Genomic DNA, 19,319 nt, shown 5'->3' on the forward strand with positions numbered 1-19,319 from the left:
GCCCTACTGCCCTACTGCCCTACTGCCCTACTGCCCTACTGCCCTACTCCCCTCCCTTGTCGAGCATCATGCCCTACCAATCCCCAATCTCCCCTGGCCGGTCCTGGTATGAGGACACGGCCGGCCCACGGGCCGAGTATCCGGCGCTCGACGGCGACCGGAATTGCGACGTCGTCATCATTGGAGGCGGGTTCACCGGGCTGTCGGCGGCCGCCCATCTTGCCAAGGCGGGAACCAATGTCGTGTTGATCGAGGCGCATCGCTTCGGTGATGGCGCGTCTGGGCGCAATGGCGGCCAGCTTGGCACCGGACAGCGGGCCTGGGTCGAAGACTTGGAGGCGGAATACGGATTTTCCCGTGCCAAGGCACTGTTCGATCTCGCCGAGGAGGCGAAGGCGCATCTCCTCGAATTCGCCGCCGCCAACCAGATCGATATCGACTACATGCCGGGCCAGCTCTCGGTTGCGCACAAGCCGCGCTATGTCGACGAGTACAAGGCGCATGCCGAGATCATGGCCGGCCGTTTTTCCTATCCGCATATTTCTTTCATGGATGCGACGGAAACTGCGCAGCGGCTGGGCTCGACCGCCTATTTCGGCGGCACGCGCGACACCGGCACCGGCCACATCCATCCGATGAAACTGGTGATCGGCACGGCGCGGGTGGCGGCACAGGCCGGCGCACAATTGTTCGAGGGGACGCCGTCGACCGGCATTGTTTCGAGCGGCGGCATGGTGAAGGTTTCGACAGCCAAAGGGACGGTCACGGCGCAGAAATGCCTGGTCGCGGTCAATGCCTATGGCGGCACGATCGAGCCGGTGAGTGCCTCGCACATCATGCCGATCGGTTCGTTCATCGGCGCGACCGTGCCGCTTGGAGCGGATTCGAACGTGCTTCCGGGCGGCGAGTCGGTCGACGATTCCCGCTTCGTGGTGCGTTATTTCCGCAGATCCAGGGACGGACGGCTGCTGTTCGGCGGACGCGAGGTATATGGCGTCAACGATCCTAGGGATATCCACATCCACATCCGCCGCCAGATCGCGGAACTCTACCCGGCGTTGAAGGATATCGAGATCACGCATGGCTGGGGCGGCTATGTCGGCATCACGGTGCCGAGAAAACCGTTCGTGCGCGAAGTGATGCCGAACGTGATCTCGGCCGGCGGCTATTCCGGCCATGGCGTCATGCTGTCGAACTTCTTCGGCAAGCTCTACGCCGAGACCGTTGCCGGCAACCGCGACCGGCTCAAGCTGATCGAGGATTTGAAAATTCCGCCGTTCCCAGGCGGCCGGCGCTTTCGCGCGCCGCTGCTTTTCCTCGCACTCAACTGGTTCGCTCTGCGGGACAGGATTTAGATCGATCCGGTCATTGTAATATTGCTGTAATATTTCTTGCCCAGGCCATGCGTTGCGGAATCCCCGGCAATAGCGCAGAATCCCCCGCAATGGCGCACTGATGCCACAATCACGGGTAAAAGATGCCCGATATGGGCTTCTATACGGGGACTTATGCGGGCTCGCCCGCTTTTGATTTGGGACCGATGCTGATCGAATGCACGATTTGCGGTATTTGATCGTAAGAACACCGGCCCGCTTATGGAGGTTGCAAGAGTGAGAGAGCCCTTCGGTTTCGGTGCTCCGGAACGTCGGCGCTTTGCCATGCAATTCGGCTATGACATGCGCCCGTCATTTTGGCAGGAAGTTCGTTCCAATTCCCATCTGGTGATTGCCGCGGTCGGCACTGCCGCGCTGCTTGGCGTGGCGGCGGTGGCGCTCTGGCTGGCATTGCCGGCGAGCGAGAGGCAAGCGGCTGCCAGCACCGAGCAGACCGTTCCGGCTGTCCCGGTCAAAACGACCAAGATCGCCGCTCCGGGGACCACGGTGACCGCGGCAGCCGTGCCGCAGGCGGCGCGCAAGTCCGACCAGGTTTCACCAACCGTCGCTGTCGCTGAAGCCGACATTCCGGCACTCTCGGCCAATGATCCCCGTTGGACGGGCGCACAGCCGAAGGCCGTGTCCGCTCCCGCTCCGACTTCTTCCGACCAGGTGGCGAAACAGGCTCAACAGGCCCTGAACAAAGCGGCGGCATTCACGCAGCCGGCAGCCCATACCGATGCCAGCACCGAACTTGCGAAGGTCGCCGCGCCCACTCCGGCCACGGGCAGCAATCCCGATGGCGCACAAACCGCCGCCATCCCGGCCGCAGCCATCCCGGAGGCGCAGCCGCACGTGCCGGCTCCGCAGCCCGCGGCGGTTGAAGGCGACGGCAGCCAAGCCAAGGAAAAGCCACGGAAAGTGGCCGCTGCCGGGTCGGGCCGGACTCTCAGGGCCGTGACCATGCGCACCGGTCCGAAGAAGAATGCAGCAGTCATCGGCACGGTGCCCGCCAAAAGCTCGGTGCAGGTGATGAGTTGCAAGCAATGGTGCCAAGTCGTCTACAACGGCAAGACTGGCTGGATCTACAAGAGCTACATCAAGACCGGCGCCTGATACCTACTGCGCCAACCATTTTTTAGGCAATTCCGGACAAACCCGTTTCACACTTTTCCCGGAATTGCTCCGGGCAACTTCGAGTCAAGTCGAACCCGGTGGCAACGCGATGCCTGCTCCGAAACTTGCAATCGCGATGCGCCTCAGATGCAGCGTCCGCCGTCGACCTCCAGCGCCACACCGGTGATGAAAGCGGCTTCGTCGGATGCCAGCCAAAGTGCCGCGTTGGCGATGTCGAGCGGTGTCGATAGCCGCCCGAGCGGGATCGATGCCCGGAACTTCTCGCGGATTTCAGGCGTGTCGGCGCCCATGAACTTCTCCAGCATGCCGGTTTCGCCGGCGACCGGGCAAAGGCAATTGACGCGGATGTTCTTCGGCGCGAGTTCCACCGCCATCGATTTGGTGGCGGTGATCACCCAGCCCTTCGACGCATTGTACCAGGTGAGGCCCGGCCGTGGCCTGAGACCGGCGGTGGAAGCCGTGGTGAGGATGACGCCGCCGCCTTGCCGCTCCATGACCGGCACCACGGCAAGGGCCGCGTGATAGACCGCCTTCATGTTGACGGCGGTGATCAGGTCGAAAGTTTCCTCGTCGACCTCGAGCATGTCGCCATTGCGATGGGTAAACCCGGCATTGTTGACCATGATGTCGATGCGGCCGAAGGCGCTTTTGGCGGCATGGACCATCTCGTCGAATTCGGAGCGCAGCGAAACATCGGTCTGGGTCCAGATCGCGCTTTCGCCGATCTCGTTGGCCACGCGCTCGGCCCCCTTGGCGTTGAGGTCGGCGACGAGCACCCGCGCGCCCTCTTGCGCGAAGCGCTTCGCCATGCCTTCGCCGAAGCCGGACGCCGCGCCCGTGACAATGGCGACCTTGTTTTCGAGACGCATGGTTTTCCCGCTCATTGAGATCATCCCACCACTGGCATAACAGGCCCCATCGTCATGACGCATGCCGCGACGGCCGCGCCGATTTCCCCCTTAGCTTTCGTCACATTCACGTTCTATGCTGCAACTGCGAACGCTTTCGGGAGTCGTCGCCTAGCGACAAGCCTCCGGGGGACGCCGGTGTCAAGCGCACATGTGGACCGAACCAGTATGCAGCGATTGGTCCTCGATGTGACACCATGGCACTGGAAAATTTAAATCGATTAGATTATATCCAGCCGCGTACTTGCGACCGGCGTCAAAGCGGACAGACCATGACCAGCCAGATCATCCCCGTCGAGCCTTTCGATTTCATCATTTTCGGTGGCACCGGCGATCTGTCGGAACGCAAGCTTCTGCCTTCGCTCTACTACCGCCAGCGCGACCATCAATTCTCCGAGCCGACGCGCATCATCGGCACGTCGCGCTCGAAGATGAGCGATGAGGAATTCCAGTCCTTCGCCAAACAGGCGATCTCCGACCACGTCAAGGCGGCCGACATCGACGCCAAGGAACTGATGACCTTCCTGGCGCGGCTGTCCTACGTCTCGGCCGATGCGACGACCGGCGCCGGCTTCGACAAGCTCAAGAAGGCGATCGGCGACAGCGATCGCATCCGCGCCTTCTACCTGGCGGTGGCGCCGGCGCTGTTCGGCGATATTTCGCACAAGCTGAAAGAGCACAATCTGATCACGCCGAATTCGCGCATCGTGCTGGAGAAGCCGATCGGCCGCGACCTGGCCTCGGCCCAGACGCTCAACGATCTGGTCGGCGACGATTTCCACGAAAGCCAGATCTTCCGCATCGACCATTATCTCGGCAAGGAGACGGTGCAGAACCTGATGGCGCTGCGCTTTGCCAACGCGCTTTACGAGCCGCTGTGGAACTCCGCCCATATCGACCATGTGCAGATCACCGTGGCTGAAACCGTCGGCCTGGAAGACCGCGTTACCTATTACGACAAGGCCGGTGCGCTGCGCGACATGGTGCAGAACCATATGTTGCAGCTGCTCTGCCTCGTCGCCATGGAAGCGCCATCGTCGATGGACGCCGACGCCGTGCGCGACGAGAAGCTGAAGGTGCTGCGGGCGCTGAAGCGCGTCAACGGCAACGAGGCACCGAAGCACACCGTGCGAGGCCAGTACCGCGCCGGTGCCTCGGCCGGCGGGCCGGTGAAAGGCTATGTCGAGGAACTCGGCAAGGACAGCAATACCGAGACCTTCGTCGCCATCAAGGCCGAGATCGGCAACTGGCGCTGGTCGGGCGTGCCGTTCTACCTGAGGACCGGCAAGCGGCTGGCGACGCGGGTTTCGGAAATCGTCATCGAATTCAAGCCGATCCCGCATTCGATCTTCGGCGACAGCGCCGGGCCGATCTTCGCCAACCAGCTGGTCATCCGGCTGCAGCCCGACGAAGGCGTCAAGCAGTTCATCATGATCAAGGATCCGGGTCCCGGCGGCATGCGGCTGCGCCAGATCTCGCTCGACATGAGTTTCGCGCAGTCCTTCGACGGCCGCGCGCCCGACGCCTATGAACGGCTGATCATGGACGTCATCCGTGGCAACCAGACCCTGTTCATGCGCCGTGACGAGGTCGAGGCGGCATGGAAATGGATCGACCCGATCCAGAACGCCTGGGAGAGTGCCCGGCAGGAGGCACAGGGCTATACCGCGGGCACTTGGGGACCCTCGGCTTCCATAGCACTGATCGAACGTGACGGGCGGACATGGCACGAGAGCAATTGAACAGCGCCAGCTATGGATGGAACGCCTTTTCCGATCGCCCGGAATTGGCCGCCGCGCTGGCCGCGGAAGTCTCGGCCCGCCTGGCCAAGGCGATAGCCGAGCGCGGCACGGCGCTGCTGGCGGTTTCCGGCGGCACGACGCCGGCGAGATTCCTCGCGGCACTTTCAGCGTCGCCGATCGCCTGGGACAAAGTGATCGTGACCTTGGTCGACGAGCGCTTCGTGCCGGCCTCCTCGCCGCGCTCCAATGCCGGGCTGGTTGCCGCCAATCTGTTGCAGAACGCAGCCAAGGCAGCGCGCTTCGTACCGCTCTACCACGAAGGCGCCGGCATCGAGGATGCGGCCACATCCGACGATGCGGCCCTGCGGTCATTGCCCTGGCCGCTCGACGTCGTCGTGCTCGGCATGGGGCTGGACGGCCACACTGCGTCGTTCTTCCCCGATGCCGACGACCTGGCAAAGCTGCTCGATCCGTCTTCGGACAGGATCGTGCTGCCGGTTCATGCGTTGAGTGCGGGTGAACCGCGGCTGACGCTGGCGCTGGCGCGCATTGTCGATGCCGGTTTGATCGCGCTGCACATAGAGGGCGAGGACAAGCGCAGCGCCTTCGACGGGGCGATTGCGCCCGGACCGCGAAAGCCGATCCGCGCCGTGCTCGACGCCGCACGCAAGCCCGTAGAGGTTTTCTGGGCACCCTGATTCCAGATTCACAATGGTCTCGGCAAACGGCGGGAGGATGTTTCCGGGACCTCGCTTGAAAGGACCGACCGCCATGACCGCAAGACGCGACATCGAAGCCATCACCGACCGCATCCGCCAACGCTCGAAGGCGGGGCGCGAGGCCTATCTTAGCCGCATCGCTACTGCATCGAGCCACACCGCCAACCGGTCGGTGCTGTCCTGCGGCAACCTTGCCCATGGTTTTGCGGTCTGCAGCCCCTCGGAAAAGCTGGCGCTTGGTGCCGACAAGGTGCCGAACCTCGGCATCATCACCTCCTACAACGACATGCTGTCGGCGCATCAGCCGTTCGAGACCTACCCTGCCCTGATCAAGGAGGCGGCGCGCGAGGCCGGCGGCCTCGCCCAGGTGGCCGGCGGCGTGCCGGCGATGTGCGATGGCGTCACCCAGGGACAACCCGGCATGGAGCTGTCGCTGTTTTCGCGCGATGTCATCGCCATGGCCGCGGCGATCGGGCTGTCGCACAACATGTTCGACGCCGCCGTCTATCTCGGCGTCTGCGACAAGATCGTGCCGGGGCTGGTGATCGCGGCACTGACCTTCGGCCATCTGCCGGCGGTGTTCATCCCGGCCGGGCCGATGACCACGGGCATCCCGAACGACGAAAAGGCCAAGATCCGCCAGCTCTATGCCGAAGGCAAGGCGGGACGCGCCGAACTGCTGGAGGCCGAGTCCAAATCCTATCACGGCCCGGGCACCTGCACCTTCTACGGCACCGCCAACTCCAACCAGATGCTGATGGAGATCATGGGCCTCCACACGCCGGGCGCTTCCTTCGTCAACCCCGGCACGCCGCTGCGCGACGCCCTGACCCGCGAAGCGACGAAGCGGGCGCTGGCGATCACCGCACTCGGCAATGCCTATACGCCGGTCGGCCGGATGATCGACGAGCGTTCGATCGTCAACGGCGTCGTCGGCCTGCATGCCACCGGCGGCTCGACCAACCACACCATCCATCTCATCGCCATGGCGGCGGCGGCCGGCATTGCGCTTACCTGGCAGGATATTTCGGACCTCTCGGAAGCCGTGCCGCTGCTGGCGCGCGTCTATCCGAACGGTCTTGCCGACGTGAACCATTTCCACGCCGCCGGCGGGCTCGGCTTCCTGATCCGCGAACTGCTCGACGAAGGCGTCCTGCACGAGGATGTGCAGACTGTGTGGGGCGAAGGCCTGCGGCCCTATGCGGTCGAGGCAAAGCTCGGTGCCGACGGCAGCGTCGTGCGTGAAGCCGCACCGCGCGCCAGCGGCGACGAAAAGGTGCTGGCCCCGTTCAAGAAGGCGTTCCAGCCGACAGGCGGCCTGAAGGTGCTGTCAGGCAATCTCGGCCATGCCGTCATCAAGACTTCCGCCGTCAAGCCGGAGCGGCGCATCATCGAGGCGCCGGCCAAGGTGTTCGACAGCCAGCAAGGGCTGAACGACGCCTTCAAGGCGGGGACGCTCACCGGCGATTTCATCGCGGTCGTCCGCTTCCAGGGCCCAAAGGCCAACGGCATGCCGGAGTTGCACAAGCTGACCACCGTGCTCGGCATCCTGCAGGATCGCGGCCAGCGCGTGGCGCTGCTCACCGACGGGCGCATGTCGGGCGCCTCGGGCAAGGTGCCGGCGGCGATCCACGTGACGCCGGAAGCAGTCGAGGACGGGCCGATCGCCAGGATCCACGACGGCGACGTCATTCGGCTGGATGCCGATGCGGGAACGCTCGAAGTCCTGGTGCCGGCGGCGGAATTCGCGCTGCGGCGAACAGCGGATGCCGACCTCATCGGCAATGAATTCGGCTTCGGCCGCGAGCTTTTTGCCGGATTGCGGCAGCTGGTGGGCCGCGCCGACCACGGCGCCAGCGCGTTCGGAACCGCCGCAGCGGAATTCGCGCTGCAATGAAAATGGACAACTACGACATGCAAGCCGAAACTCCCGGCAACGCAAGCTATGCGACAGCCTTCGCCACCATGTCCGGATGCCGACCGATCACCCGTACATAGGCGATGGCGAAATCCGGTGCGGTTGCCCGCGCCTGTTCCCAATCGCGCAGGGTGCCGACCGGAACCCGAAAGCGGCTGGCAAACTCGGACTGCGATAGGCCAAGCCCGGTCCTCGTCTTGCGGATCAGGCGGGCGCGCTGGCCCCGGTCCATCGCCTCGGCCGCCACGTCGAAATCTTCGGCGTCAGCCGGGTCAGCAGGTAGTGAGATATGCTCGTTCTTCACCCTTGTTGCTCCTTCTCACCGAAATGAAGCGAAGCGGGGCAGCTCGCCCCGCCAGACGAAGACGCCGGTGAACAGCTTCTCCCCGACGATGCCGACCACCTTGAACCGTTCCTCGCCATCGATCTCGCGGATAGAGGGGGCCTACTGAACCGTGATCTCGGTCCGTTCGCCGGCCTTGATCGTCACAGGCATCTCCTTGTCATGGCCTTCGTCCGACATGTGCCGGACAACGACATAATCGCCGGCCGGGATCGTCTGCTGCCAGCTGTCGCCGTAGTTCAAGCCGAGCGATTTGCGCTTGCCCTCAATGTCCTTTTTCGACGAAAGCACCTCGATCGAATAAGCGCCGGGCGCCGACATTGCGAGCACGCCCGCATCGAGCGTGACTTTCACGTCCAGGCTGTCGCCGACCTTGACGGTGAACGGCTGCTCGACAACCGCAAGATCGAGTGTGGTGATCGCAACATAGTCATCCGGCGGCAGCCAGAATTTGCAATCAGGCCCATAGGAGTGCTCGACGCTGTCGCGCGAGCCGTCGATCTTCTTCTTCGCCTTGACGATCTGGAAGCCGATGCCCGAGCTGTCGGCCTTGTCGCCGCCAGCGGTGTAATAGGCGTTGAGGACGGCGTGACCGACCCCGACGACCACGTCCTTTTCGATGGTCTGTCCGGCGGCCAGCTGGACGGTCTCGGTGACGGTGCCGGCGCCGATCTCGACCATGATCTTCTGTTCGCCCGCCGGGACGATGACCTTGGTGTCGCCGTAGTGGGTGGTGTTGCCACCGGGATAGGCGAGATCGACATGGGCTTCGTCGCTGATTTCGGCGCCCTGGCTCGGCCGCGGATGGATGAGCACCGTGCCGGCGTTCAAGGTGAACAACGGCTTGTAGACCTGACCCGCCTCTATCTTGACCTTCTGCTCGACCTTGGCCTCGTCGTCGCGGGCGACGACGACATAGTCGCCGGGCTCGAGATTGCCGTTGTAGGTGCCATATTCGGTGGTGACGGAATCCCCGCGCGAGCCGTCGGACTTGGCCTTGTAGATCTCCCAGGCATTGCCGTCGGTGATCGGCTCGCCGCCTTCGGCCATCACCACCGTCGGTTGGAAGTTGAATTCCGGTTTCGCGGGTTCGGGCGCAGGCGCCGGAGCCGGTTCGGGAGCGGCCGCCGGTGCCGCCACGGTCTCGACAAGCGCCTCCTGCAAAGCCTTTTCGTCGGAGGCCTGGATGTATTTGCCGCCGGTGTTGTCGGCGAGGCAGGCGATCTGCTTGCCTTCGTCGGCGGTCAGGCCGAAGCCGACGACATCGGCGGTGAAGTCGACGCCGGACGCCTCCAATTCCTTGCCAAGCGCACAGGGGTCGCCACCGCAGGTTTCAAGCCCATCGGTGATGAGGACGACGGTCGCCTTGTCCTCGGTGTATTTCAGCGCTTCGGCCGCCTGCTTGACGGCTGATGTCAGCGGCGTCTTGCCGAGGAACTTCAGACTGTCGGCAGCGGCCGAGATGGCGCTTGCCGAGCCTGCCTGGGGCGGCACGATCAACTGGATATCCTCGCAGCTGCCTTTTTCGCGATGACCGTAGGCCATGAAGCCTATCTCGTCGTCGGCGGGAACCGACTGAAGCACGGTTCTCAGCGATTCGCGGGCGATTTCGAGCTTGGGCTTGCCGTCGATCTGCGCCCACATCGAGCCGGAGGCATCGAGAATGACGATGACCTTGTTCGCGGCAAAGCCGAACGTCGTCATCGACAAAAGGAGGATCGCCGCAGCGACGCTCCGTGCAAGTCCCGCCATCGAAATCTCCTGAGTTAGCCCCCTCGTCCGCACGGGGAAACTATTTGAGCGCGGATCGGGACACAAGCCCGAGGCGCATGGATGCAGGGCAACGAATCCGGGTTAACGGGGAGCGTTCGCCGGCGCGTTGGGTTGAGAAGCGGTCACTGGCGCACATCTGCACCGTGGATGAATACCTACCATAGCTGCGGTCAGGATGTCAAGAAAAAATTCCTATGGCGATGCCGGCAACAAACTGGCGGCATCGCAGGCCCGTCGTCAGGCTTTTTGCCAAGCTGAGTTCGAAGCCCTGTACATGGATGTCGCTCAGTAGGTCGTGCGCCGCTCTTCGGAAGGCGGGCGGCCAAACTGCAGCCGGTAGCTCTGGGCAAAATAGGAATGCGAGGTGAAGCCGGTCGCGATCGCCACATCGAGAATCGGCATGTTGGTCTGGCGCAGCAGTTCGCGCGCCCGCTCCAGCCGCAGCCGCATGTAGTAGCGGCCGGGCGTGACGTTGAGATGGCGCAGGAAAAGGCGCTCCACCTGGCGCACCGAAAGGCCGGCCGACTTGGCGAGTTGCACCGCCGACAGCGGCTCGTCGAGGTGATCGGCCATCAGCTCGACGATGCGCCTGAGTTTCTCGGACTTGCCGGTCAGGTCGCGTTCCGGCCCGACGCGCTGGCGGTCGCCGGCCGAGCGGATGCGTTCGTGCTGGAACTGGTTGGCGACGCCGTTGGCGAGGTTCGAGCCGAAATCGCCGCGCACGATCTCCAGCATCAGGTCGATCGAGGTGGTGCCGCCGGCGCAGGTGTAGCGCTTGCGATCGATCTCGAAGACATTGCCGGTGCAGTTGATGTCGGGAAAGCGCTCGACGAAGCCGGCGCGGTTTTCCCAATGGATGGTGCAACGATAGCCTTCGAGCTGGCCGGCCTCGGCCAGCAAATAAGATCCGACCGATAGCGCGCCAAGCGCATTGCCGCGCCGGCCCCAGCTGCGCAGCGCCGCCAGCACCTTGCTCTTGCCTGGGAATTCCGTCGTCAGCCCGACCGAAACGAAGAGGATATCGACCGCTGGGAGGTCGGCGACGCTGTAGTCGATCTTGAGCGGCAGGCCGTTGGAAGCCATTACCGGATCGCCATCGGCCGACACTGTCGTCCAGCCGTAGAAATCGCGGCCGAGCAGCCGGTTCGCCGAACGGAACGTGTCGATCGCGGCGGCCAGCGAGAACATGGAGAACTTGTCGACCAGCAGGAATGCGAATTGCCGGCCGCCTTGAACGGGATCATTCATGACCGGCCGTTCCTGGGAGACAGAGGGGTTCGGCAAAGCTGGCGCTTTCAGAAGGAGGGCCGTTTCAACCCGGCCGCGAGGTAGGCGGAGGCTAACGTATTGGCCATCAGCATGGCAATGGTCATCGGCCCAACACCGCCGGGCACCGGCGTGATGGCGCCCGCTTGCCTGGCCGCTTCGGCATAGGCGACATCGCCGACGAGGCGGGACTTGCCCTCGCCCTTTTCGGGTGCGGGAATGCGGTTGATGCCGACATCGATAACGGTGGCGCCGGGCTTCACCCAATCACCCCTGATCATCTCAGGCCGACCGACCGCGGCGACAAGAATGTCGGCGGTACGGGCAAGTGCCGGCAAATCCTTGGTGCGGCTGTGCGCGATGGTGACGGTGCAGTTGGCGGCGAGCAGGAGGTTGGCCATCGGCTTGCCGACGATGTTGGAGCGGCCGACGACGACGGCGTTGAGGCCGGACAGGTCCTTGCCGCGCACGCGCTCGATCAGAAGCATCGAGCCGGCGGGCGTGCAGGGCACGAAGGCGGTTTCGAGTTCGCCGGTGCCGAGCTTGCCGACATTGATGAAATGAAAGCCGTCGACGTCCTTCTCCGGCGCGATGGCCTGGATGATCTTGCCGGCGTCGACATGGGCGGGCAGCGGAAGCTGCACCAGTATGCCGTTGATGGCAGGGTCGGCGTTGAGCTCGCCGATGAGTTTGAGCAGCGCGTCCTGGGATGTCTCGGCCGGCAACGTATGCTGGAGCGAATGAAAGCCGCATTCCTTGGCGGTGCGGGATTTCGAGGCGACATAGACCTGGCTCGCCGGATCCTCGCCGACGATAACCACCGCGAGACCAGGCTTCGCCTTGCCCTTGGCGACAAGCTCGGCGGTCAGCGTCTTGACCGTCCGCACCACGTCTTCGGCGACGCTCTTTCCGTCAATCAATTCGGCCATGGACAACCCTCGACACCGTTTCGGACAAGCCTTGAACCAGGCCCGGATGCATGCTTTTGGCGACATGCACAAGCGCGGCATTTTCACGAAAATTCAAGCACGCAATCCCGTCAAAGCGCCGTCTCATGCCGTTTACTCGAAACCGGCGGGGTTTTGTTCGGCACCGAAGACTTTTGTATGGCTCAGAAGTAGCGGCGGCGGGCGCGGCTCTCGGTGAGTTCGCGAACCGCCTCGCGGAATTCGCGCAGGCTGGCGCGAATTTCCTCGATCGGCGCCTGTGCGGCGCCTTCCTCGACCCGTGGAGCAGTATCCGCCGATGGCTGGGCTGGATAGTCCGGCGGCTGAGGCGGAGCGGGCTGCGGCGGATACGGCATGTGCCCGGCAAACGGCGCCAATGCCTGGCCGTAGGGGGAGCCTGCCGGCGCCCGCGTCTGCCAGGGCTGCATCTGCGGGTAGCCCATCGGCTGCGCTTGGGGATAGGACGGCGAAGCAGGAAGCGGATACATCGCCTGCGGCGGCGGCATGAGCGGCCACCGTGACGGCGGATACATCGTCCGCGGATATGCGGCATCGGCACCCGGTGGGAACGGCGGCTGCGGGTAAGCCGGCGGGGGCATGAAGGCGGGATCCGGGTGCGGATACCGAGGAAGCATGGAAGTGTCCGGCGGCCGCGTGTTTCCGGCCGCAGCAGGTGAGGCGAACTCGTTGGAAATGGCTTCACGCGCCTCGGCGGACGGCTCGCGGGATACAGCCTTGCGTAGCTTCGCCATGAGAGCGCCGATCCGCCCGGACCTCTCGACGGAAGCGGCTTCGGCCTTCGCGGCGGGCGGCGGTGGTGCAGGCGGCGGCGGTGCCGGGGGCACCGGCGATGCCGGCATTGGCGGCACAGGCGGAGGTGCTGCCCGGAATGACTGTTCCTCGAGCGATGCCTTGCGGCCATGGCGCGATCGCGAAGTCGCGGTCTCGCGCAAGCTCTCATAGGCGCCACGCATGGCGCCAAGGCCTATGCCGGAGGCAAGACCCAGGAGCAGGCCGGCGAGCACGACCACGGCCCGCGACGGGCCGTTCGGCTCGAGCGGCGCGAAGGCCTTGGAAATCACATTCATGTTGGCGGTGTTGATGTCCTTCTGCTCGCCGGTCTCCTTGGCGCGCAGCAGGAACTGTTCATAGACGGAGCGCTTGGCCGTGGCTTCACGCTCCAGTTCGCGCATCGATACCAGATCGCTGTTGACGTCGCCGCTGCGGACCTTGAGCTGCGCCAGGCGCGAGGCCAGATCCTGCTCGAGCTGGACGGCGCGCTTCAGATCGACCTGCAGCGACGATGCGATGCGACGCAGTTCGCCGGCGATGCGGTCGCGCGCGCCGGCAAGCTGTGCATTGATCGCCTGGAGTTCGGGGTGGCGCGGGCCGAGCCGGATGGCGGCGCGATCGGATTCCTGCTTGAGCGCCGCGTATTGCGAGCGCAATTCGCTCATCGTGTTGGAGTTGATCTCCTCGGGCAAGGTGCCGGACAGAACCGAGTTGACGTCGACCGCGCGCGCCGAAGCCGCCCTGGCATTAAGCTCCAGCGTACGGGCGCGAGCGACCGACAGCTGTTCGTTGAGCTTCAGCATCTCGTCGTCGCTGATCAGGTGGCCCTGCGCGTCGACGAGGTCGTGCGAGGCCCTGAATTCCTCGACCTTGCGTTCAGCCGCTTCGACCCCCTTGCGCAGTTCGCCGAGCCTTGCCGTCAATTCATCCGTCGCACGGCCGGCGGTATCGGACTGGATCTGGCCAAAGGTCTGGAGAAAGACATCCGTCATCGTGTTGGCGATGAGAGCCGATTTCTCGCCATTCTGCGTAACGGCGCTGACGGTGATGACGAAGGTCTTGCCGCCGCGCTCCACCGAAAGGCTTTCGGCCAGATTGCCGACGGCGAGCGCGCGGCGGCGGGCATCGTCGACGCCGCCCGGCCCATCGTGGCGCGACAGGATCGAACGGACGAGCGAGATGACGCCGAGGCCGCCGCTGCCCTGGCCATTGAACTCCGGGTCGTTGACGAGGTTGAGCTTGTCGACGACCTTGTTCAAAACAGTGCCCGAGGTCAGCACCCGGACCTGGTTTTCGACGATGGCGAGCGTGGCGTCGGAGGCGACCACATTCTGGGTGAGATCGCGGTCGGTTAGCTTGAGATCACGCGGGTCGACGATCAGTTCGGCGGTGGCTTCATATTTCTTCGGCATGGACAAAGCGATCGCGATACCGAGCCCGGCGCCCAGTATCGTGGTCGTGACGATCAGCGCCTTGGATCTGGCGATGCCGCGAACCACCTGCATCGGATCGATCAGCGGCTTCCACTGCTGGTCGTCCTGACCATCGCCGGCGGATGCATCCGCCTGTCTCGCATACCGAGATCCGGACGCATCATGCGGGCCGCTGCCGGAATGCTCTTTGGAGGCGGTCCTTGTGTGCGTCGCTGGCGGCAAATCGTCGACACCGGTCTCCTGCGGGCGGCGAACGTCGTCTTGCGCCGCCGGGTGCTCGTCCGGCTGGAACCGCTCTGTTCCCATGCTGGCGGGCGAGGTCCGCACTTCGCGCCGGGAACGGGCCAACCGGTGGCGCGTGGCCGCATCCTCGCGCCATGACGGGTCCGCGCGATCCCCTATCGAGACCAGCGATGCGTCGTCCTCACCGCGCACGGCCTGGCCCAACGCCAGCAACGAGCGCTCGCGCTTCCAATCCTCACGATCATTCCTGTCGACCATTGTCTTGGAGCTTCACTCTTGGCCGCTTGGCAGCGGCGGTCGGCCATTCGTTAAGTCACGCTAAACAAGCATAGAAAACAAAACGTTAATTTTCCTAGCTGGAAGGGGAAGGTTTCCCGCCTTGGTTGCATAAATTCAGCCCATGCGGAACGCCTCAGAACGGCACGTTAAACATTCCCGCCTATGCCTTCCCCGACGCATGACTGAGGCCAGCGACATACCGCAAAGGCGGACCCTCACCCGGATCGGCACCTTCGTGGCCGAACGCCGGGGATTGGTCCGCGACTATCTGTCGGCGATCAGCGGCGCCGGCGGGCGCCTGGTGTTTTCCCTCGCCTATTTCATCGCGCTGGCCAACACGCTGTCCATCTCCGATTTCGGCATGTTCGCCACCGCGTCGGCAGCCGGGGTGATGCTGTCGCGCCTCCTGGCCTTCGGCTTCATCTCGGCGCTCTATCGCACCGCGACCATCCGGCCCAATCTGATCGGCACCTTCAGCGCCGGGTTCCTGCTGCTCGGCGTCGCTTCGCTGCCGCTGCTGGCCGCGAGCTCGTTCGGCGTTTACGCGATCTTCTTCGCCGGCACCGTGCCGCTATCGGTGTTTTCGGCCGTCGTCTTTGCCGAGGCGCTGTTGTGGCGGCCGGTGGAAGTGGCGCTGATCGTCAACAACGGCCTCGGCAGGTTCGGCCGCGCCGCGCTGCTGACGATTCTGGCCACGGCATTGCGGGCGCTTGGCGCCGTGCTGTTCATGGTCTGGGGACAGCACAGCGTCTGGGTGTGGTCCTGGTTCTATATCGGCGCCAATGCCGCCTCGCTGCTGCTCGCCTTCGGCTTCTTCTATCCGCGCCAGCGGCTGCGGCTGCGCACCGAACTTTATCTTCGCCGGCTTGCGGATTCGATCTACGTGGCCGGCGCCGAGGTGCTGTTCTACTTGCAGATGGAATTCGACAAGCTGCTGGTGCTGGCCATCGGAGGACCGCACCTGGCCGGCATCTATGCCATCATCATGCGGCTGGTCGACCTGACGGCAATCCCCATTCGCACCTTTTCGATGATGCTGGTGCAGCGCATGATGCGCGCGCCGGAACTCTTGTCGCGGCTGGCGGTCAAGAGCGGTATCGAGGGCGGCGTGTTCGCCGTCTCGACGCTGGCGCTGCTGACGCTCGCCATCGTGCTGCATTTCTTTCCCAACGCGCTCGGCAGGAATGTCGCCGAGGCGGCCCCCTTGGTGGCGCTGGCGATCTGCGTTCCGGGCCTGCGCAACCTGGTCGAATACCAGGCTGAGCTTCTGTTCGCGCGTGGCCAGACTTTGGTGCGGGCGCTCAATCTCGGCCTGCTCGCTGCGCTGAAGGCGCTGCTGCTGACCTACGTGCTGAACACCATTGCCGATACGCCGAAGCTGGTGCTGTCGCTCAACGTCGTCTTCCTGCTGCTCTATCTCGCGTCGATGCTGCTGACCTATTCGGCGCTGCGCAAGCCGGCGAAATCCGTCTAGACTTCTTGCCCGAGCATGATCTTTTCCGAAGACCGGATCCCACTTTTGAGGATCATGCTTCATCCAGCCCGATCAGGCGACGGATGCGGCCGATATCGGTGCCGATGAAGGATTGCATGCCGATCGCCACCTGCTCCGGCGCCATGGCGCCGACGAAGCGGCGGAACTCGTCGTCCGACAGTGCTTCACCGGTCCAGTGGATGCGGCAGAATTCCTCCGATGCGTGGAAATGGCCGGCACCTTCCAGCAGATCGTCGACATAGCGGCCGTAGATCATGCATTCGGAGAATCTGCGCGCCTGACCGACGACCTCGACCCAGCCGCGGCCATGGACTTTTTCGATCTGGCCGCACATGGCAAGCACCGTGTCGCGGCGCCAGGCGATCAGCGTCGAAATGTAATCGTGGACCGATGTCCGGGACGGGTCGATGCCGAGCGCCGAACCGGCATTGCGCGACCATAGGAGATGCTCGTCGTGACCGTCATCGGCGAGTACGCCCTCGCGGCGGAATAGCCGCGCCTTGCCGTCGCGCCAGAAGGCGCCGCAGTCGAAAGGCTTGAGGAAAGCGACGTCGGAATCGCAGAACACCAGCACATCTTCCCTGGCGTGCGCCGATATGGCGATGCGGCGCAGCTGTTGCACATGCCAGCCGCGTAGCGGCTGCGTCTTCAGGCTGAGCCAGACGCGGCGCCGGAACAGGCTGAGCGGATCGTCGAGAGCGTGCAGCCAGCGCGGCAGCAGTTCACGCTCGTCGATGACCGAGCGCCGGCTGGTCTCCAACCGACGAAAAAGCGCAACGTCGCGATGTTCGACCAGAATGTAATGATGTGCCGCGCCTGAAACATAGCGGTCGATTGTCTCGCACAGCAGGCGGCAACGCTCGAAATCCGGCGCGTAGCTTGCCGTCACCACCGCAGCCGTGGGTGTTCCCGGCAATGGCTTGGGGTCGGCAAGAGCGCCTGGAACAAACCTCTTGTTCATGCGGCATCTCCCGCAGAGCGGCGCGACAATTTCTGTTTGACGACCCGCCACAGGAACAGAGGATTGCCGACCACGTAGCGTCGCCAGAGCCGGCCCGGTTCGACCGCCAGCCGGAACAGCCACTCCAGGCGCAGGCGGCGCATCCACAGGGGCGCGCGCGGCACCGAGCCGCTCAAGAAATCGAGCAGCGCACCGACGGCGATCGGCAGCGTGCAGTGATGTTCGTCGATGTGCCTGGCGATCCACAGTTCCTGGCGCGGCACGCCCATGGCCACCAGCAGCACGTCTGGCCTCAGCGTTGCGATCCGGTTGACGATTTCCGATTCCTGAGCGGCGGAGAAATAGCCGTCATGAATGACCACGAAACTGTGCTGGGCGGCGATGGCCGCCAGTTTGCCGGACGCCGCCTCCGCGTTGACGCGCGTCGCGCCGAGCAGGCCCACGGTCAGCGGCGTCGTCGAGGCCCGCAGGAAGGCCGGCACGAAATCGGTGCCGTTGAGATTGTCCGGAAACGGCTGGCCATAGAGCAACTGCGCGGCGAGATCGACGCCGACGCCATCCGGCAGGATGAGGAAATCTTCCAGCGCCTCGGCGAAGACCGGGTCGGTATGGGCGAGGTTGGCATTATGAGCGTTGAGGAAACTGACCTTGGTGAAACGCCGCTCGGCAATCAGGCGGTTCAGCAGGGCGACCGCATCGTCCCAGTGGATCGCGAGCACCGAGATGCCGAGGATCGTCTTCAAAGTGTCGAGCCCGAACGCGGCGCGGGCAGCATGCATGTTCATGCAAACGCCTCCTGCCTGAGCGGCCCCAGCTTTTCGAGGCCGAGCCGGATGGCGGCATCCAGCGCTTCGACCTGCCGGCGATGGAACGCGCTGCCGTCGACGTCGCGGATGTCTGCCGCCGCGGCCTCGAGTGCCCTGGCGAAGGCGATGGGATCGTCGGTGACGACGCAATTGGCCGGGCGGTGGTCAATGCCGCGCAGCGAACGGCTGGTGCCCACGGAAGGCAGGCCGAGTTCGAAAGTCTCGATGGTCTTCAACTGGACGCCGCTGCCGGCCGTGCTGATCAAAGGTATGACGGCAGCGCTGCGCACGAAGGCCTGGGCGTCGGGGACGCGGCCGATGAATTCGACGCCCGGATGCATCGAGATGACACTTGAGGGCATGTGGCCCGCGATGCGGACGCGGAAATCCGGCCCGAGATGCGGCACCACCTTGCCGAGGAACCAGTCCAGGCCGGTGCGGTTCGGCTGCCAGGTCCATGTGCCGATCAGGGCCGCGTCACAATCGATCCGGCGCGGCTTCCGGGCCGGCGTCTTGGCGGTCGTCACCAGCGGCAGCACCGCCGAGCGGTCGTCCAAGGCGACATCGAGTGCCGCGCGATCTTCCTCGGCCAGCGTGAAGATGAAGCGGGCCCGGCGGCAGAGACGCTGCTCCATTTCCTTAAGCAATCTCGCCTCGCGGCGGAACAAAAGCCGCTGGAAGAGGCTACCGGCTGCAGCGGCGTTCTCCCGCGCCGAAAGATGCTCGACATTGTGAGCGACGAAGATCGAGGGCCGGTCGGCGAAGAGCTTTTCGAAGGCGCCGGCGAACTGCACGGAATTCAGCACATAACCGTCGAAGGGGCCGGCCCGCTCGATGGCGGCAAGAACATCTTCGTCGGACACCGTGCGCAGCTTGACCGACGCGAATGTGAGGCCCGAAAGCATCGCCTTGCCGACCCAGGCAAGCTTCTGCAGCGCGGAGGCGTTTTCCGTGCGAACGTCGATGGCACCCAGAACCACGGTGTTTTCGGGATCGGCGGCGGGTTTTCCCGGCCAGGTGAAGCCGATGACCGTGACGCGCGCGCCAGCACGCCGCAAGGCGGCGATAATCGCGGCATTGGCGATCTCATAGCCCGAGGCGAGAGCGCCATCGGGCACGATCGATGTGGCGAACAGCAGATGCATCTCACCTATCCTGTGGTGTAGGCGGTAGCAAAGCGCGGT

Annotated in this window: 15 protein-coding genes; 6 read left to right on the top strand and 9 right to left on the bottom strand. The window is 64.3% G+C overall.

Annotated elements, in window-relative coordinates:
• Positions 1–68: 68 nt before the first annotated feature.
• Positions 69–1,355: an NAD(P)/FAD-dependent oxidoreductase gene (locus tag NKJ26_RS13720; RefSeq protein WP_352695857.1), complete on the top strand. Its 1,287-nt coding sequence runs from the start codon at positions 69–71 to the stop codon at positions 1,353–1,355.
• A gap of 255 nt (positions 1,356–1,610) precedes the next feature.
• Positions 1,611–2,489 (top strand): SH3 domain-containing protein, encoded by an 879-nt coding sequence (locus tag NKJ26_RS13725; RefSeq protein ID WP_352695736.1) that lies wholly within the window; start codon positions 1,611–1,613, stop codon positions 2,487–2,489.
• A gap of 143 nt (positions 2,490–2,632) precedes the next feature.
• Here NKJ26_RS13725 and NKJ26_RS13730 read toward each other — a convergent pair whose 3' ends face one another.
• Complete coding sequence (locus NKJ26_RS13730) at positions 2,633–3,379, bottom strand: SDR family oxidoreductase (RefSeq protein ID WP_352695859.1); 747 nt, start codon at positions 3,377–3,379, stop codon at positions 2,633–2,635.
• Between the two features lie 311 nt (positions 3,380–3,690).
• Between NKJ26_RS13730 and zwf the strand changes: the two genes are divergently transcribed.
• From zwf to edd, 3 genes are all read left to right on the top strand, one after another.
• Positions 3,691–5,160: a glucose-6-phosphate dehydrogenase gene (zwf, locus tag NKJ26_RS13735; RefSeq protein WP_352695737.1), complete on the top strand. Its 1,470-nt coding sequence runs from the start codon at positions 3,691–3,693 to the stop codon at positions 5,158–5,160.
• Complete coding sequence (gene pgl / locus NKJ26_RS13740) at positions 5,142–5,858, top strand: 6-phosphogluconolactonase (RefSeq protein ID WP_352695738.1); 717 nt, start codon at positions 5,142–5,144, stop codon at positions 5,856–5,858. The genes zwf and pgl overlap by 19 nt, the downstream gene beginning before the upstream one ends.
• A gap of 73 nt (positions 5,859–5,931) precedes the next feature.
• Positions 5,932–7,776, top strand: a complete 1,845-nt coding sequence (gene edd / locus NKJ26_RS13745; protein ID WP_352695740.1) for a phosphogluconate dehydratase — start codon at positions 5,932–5,934, stop codon at positions 7,774–7,776.
• 46 nt (positions 7,777–7,822) lie between these two features.
• Here edd and NKJ26_RS13750 read toward each other — a convergent pair whose 3' ends face one another.
• From NKJ26_RS13750 to NKJ26_RS13770, 5 genes are all read right to left on the bottom strand, one after another.
• Entirely contained in the window at positions 7,823–8,101 is a 279-nt protein-coding gene (locus tag NKJ26_RS13750) for a helix-turn-helix domain-containing protein (RefSeq protein ID WP_352598315.1), read from the bottom strand.
• A gap of 141 nt (positions 8,102–8,242) precedes the next feature.
• On the bottom strand, positions 8,243–9,892 hold the full coding sequence (locus NKJ26_RS13755) for a vWA domain-containing protein (protein ID WP_352695742.1): 1,650 nt from the start codon (positions 9,890–9,892) through the stop codon (positions 8,243–8,245).
• Between the two features lie 306 nt (positions 9,893–10,198).
• Positions 10,199–11,161, bottom strand: a complete 963-nt coding sequence (locus NKJ26_RS13760; RefSeq protein ID WP_027027361.1) for a GlxA family transcriptional regulator — start codon at positions 11,159–11,161, stop codon at positions 10,199–10,201.
• A gap of 47 nt (positions 11,162–11,208) precedes the next feature.
• Positions 11,209–12,108, bottom strand: coding sequence for a bifunctional methylenetetrahydrofolate dehydrogenase/methenyltetrahydrofolate cyclohydrolase FolD (gene folD / locus NKJ26_RS13765; protein ID WP_352695744.1), 900 nt, complete (start codon positions 12,106–12,108; stop codon positions 11,209–11,211).
• Between the two features lie 182 nt (positions 12,109–12,290).
• Entirely contained in the window at positions 12,291–14,852 is a 2,562-nt protein-coding gene (locus NKJ26_RS13770; protein ID WP_352695746.1) for a GNVR domain-containing protein, read from the bottom strand.
• 199 nt (positions 14,853–15,051) lie between these two features.
• Here NKJ26_RS13770 and NKJ26_RS13775 point away from each other — a divergent pair, with 199 nt between their 5' ends.
• Complete coding sequence (locus tag NKJ26_RS13775) at positions 15,052–16,347, top strand: lipopolysaccharide biosynthesis protein (RefSeq protein WP_352695747.1); 1,296 nt, start codon at positions 15,052–15,054, stop codon at positions 16,345–16,347.
• Positions 16,348–16,399: 52 nt separating this feature from the next.
• Here the strand turns inward: NKJ26_RS13775 and NKJ26_RS13780 are convergent, their stop codons facing one another.
• Genes NKJ26_RS13780 through NKJ26_RS13790 form a run of 3 tightly spaced genes read right to left on the bottom strand, consistent with a single transcriptional unit; the run spans position 16,400 to position 19,280 of the window.
• The gene (locus NKJ26_RS13780) at positions 16,400–17,329 is read right to left on the bottom strand and encodes a DUF6492 family protein (RefSeq protein ID WP_352695749.1); all 930 of its coding nucleotides are present in this window, start codon (positions 17,327–17,329) and stop codon (positions 16,400–16,402) included.
• Positions 17,326–18,114 carry a WecB/TagA/CpsF family glycosyltransferase gene (locus NKJ26_RS13785; protein ID WP_352598321.1) on the bottom strand — a complete coding sequence of 263 codons (789 nt, stop codon included), beginning with the start codon at positions 18,112–18,114 and terminating at the stop codon, positions 17,326–17,328. Before NKJ26_RS13785 ends, NKJ26_RS13780 begins: the two co-directional genes overlap by 4 nt.
• Entirely contained in the window at positions 18,111–19,280 is a 1,170-nt protein-coding gene (locus NKJ26_RS13790; RefSeq protein ID WP_352695751.1) for a glycosyltransferase, read from the bottom strand. The genes NKJ26_RS13785 and NKJ26_RS13790 overlap by 4 nt, the downstream gene beginning before the upstream one ends.
• Between the last annotated feature and the right edge of the window lie 39 nt (positions 19,281–19,319).

Origin of the sequence: Mesorhizobium sp. M0152 (assembly GCF_040322415.1) — a bacterium.
Lineage (GTDB): Bacteria > Pseudomonadota > Alphaproteobacteria > Rhizobiales > Rhizobiaceae > Mesorhizobium.

What these genes read in the sequence shown, in the direction of transcription:
- NKJ26_RS13720 (WP_352695857.1), top strand. Translation starts at nt 69, where the DNA reads ATGCCCTACCAATCCCCAATCTCCCCTGGCCGGTCCTGGTATGAGGAC.
- NKJ26_RS13730 (WP_352695859.1), bottom strand. Translation starts at nt 3,379, where the DNA reads ATGCGTCTCGAAAACAAGGTCGCCATTGTCACGGGCGCGGCGTCCGGC.
- zwf (WP_352695737.1), top strand. Translation starts at nt 3,691, where the DNA reads ATGACCAGCCAGATCATCCCCGTCGAGCCTTTCGATTTCATCATTTTC.
- pgl (WP_352695738.1), top strand. Translation starts at nt 5,142, where the DNA reads ATGGCACGAGAGCAATTGAACAGCGCCAGCTATGGATGGAACGCCTTT.
- edd (WP_352695740.1), top strand. Translation starts at nt 5,932, where the DNA reads ATGACCGCAAGACGCGACATCGAAGCCATCACCGACCGCATCCGCCAA.
- NKJ26_RS13755 (WP_352695742.1), bottom strand. Translation starts at nt 9,892, where the DNA reads ATGGCGGGACTTGCACGGAGCGTCGCTGCGGCGATCCTCCTTTTGTCG.
- NKJ26_RS13760 (WP_027027361.1), bottom strand. Translation starts at nt 11,161, where the DNA reads ATGAATGATCCCGTTCAAGGCGGCCGGCAATTCGCATTCCTGCTGGTC.
- folD (WP_352695744.1), bottom strand. Translation starts at nt 12,108, where the DNA reads ATGGCCGAATTGATTGACGGAAAGAGCGTCGCCGAAGACGTGGTGCGG.
- NKJ26_RS13770 (WP_352695746.1), bottom strand. Translation starts at nt 14,852, where the DNA reads ATGGTCGACAGGAATGATCGTGAGGATTGGAAGCGCGAGCGCTCGTTG.
- NKJ26_RS13775 (WP_352695747.1), top strand. Translation starts at nt 15,052, where the DNA reads ATGACTGAGGCCAGCGACATACCGCAAAGGCGGACCCTCACCCGGATC.
- NKJ26_RS13780 (WP_352695749.1), bottom strand. Translation starts at nt 17,329, where the DNA reads ATGAACAAGAGGTTTGTTCCAGGCGCTCTTGCCGACCCCAAGCCATTG.
- NKJ26_RS13785 (WP_352598321.1), bottom strand. Translation starts at nt 18,114, where the DNA reads ATGAACATGCATGCTGCCCGCGCCGCGTTCGGGCTCGACACTTTGAAG.
- NKJ26_RS13790 (WP_352695751.1), bottom strand. Translation starts at nt 19,280, where the DNA reads ATGCATCTGCTGTTCGCCACATCGATCGTGCCCGATGGCGCTCTCGCC.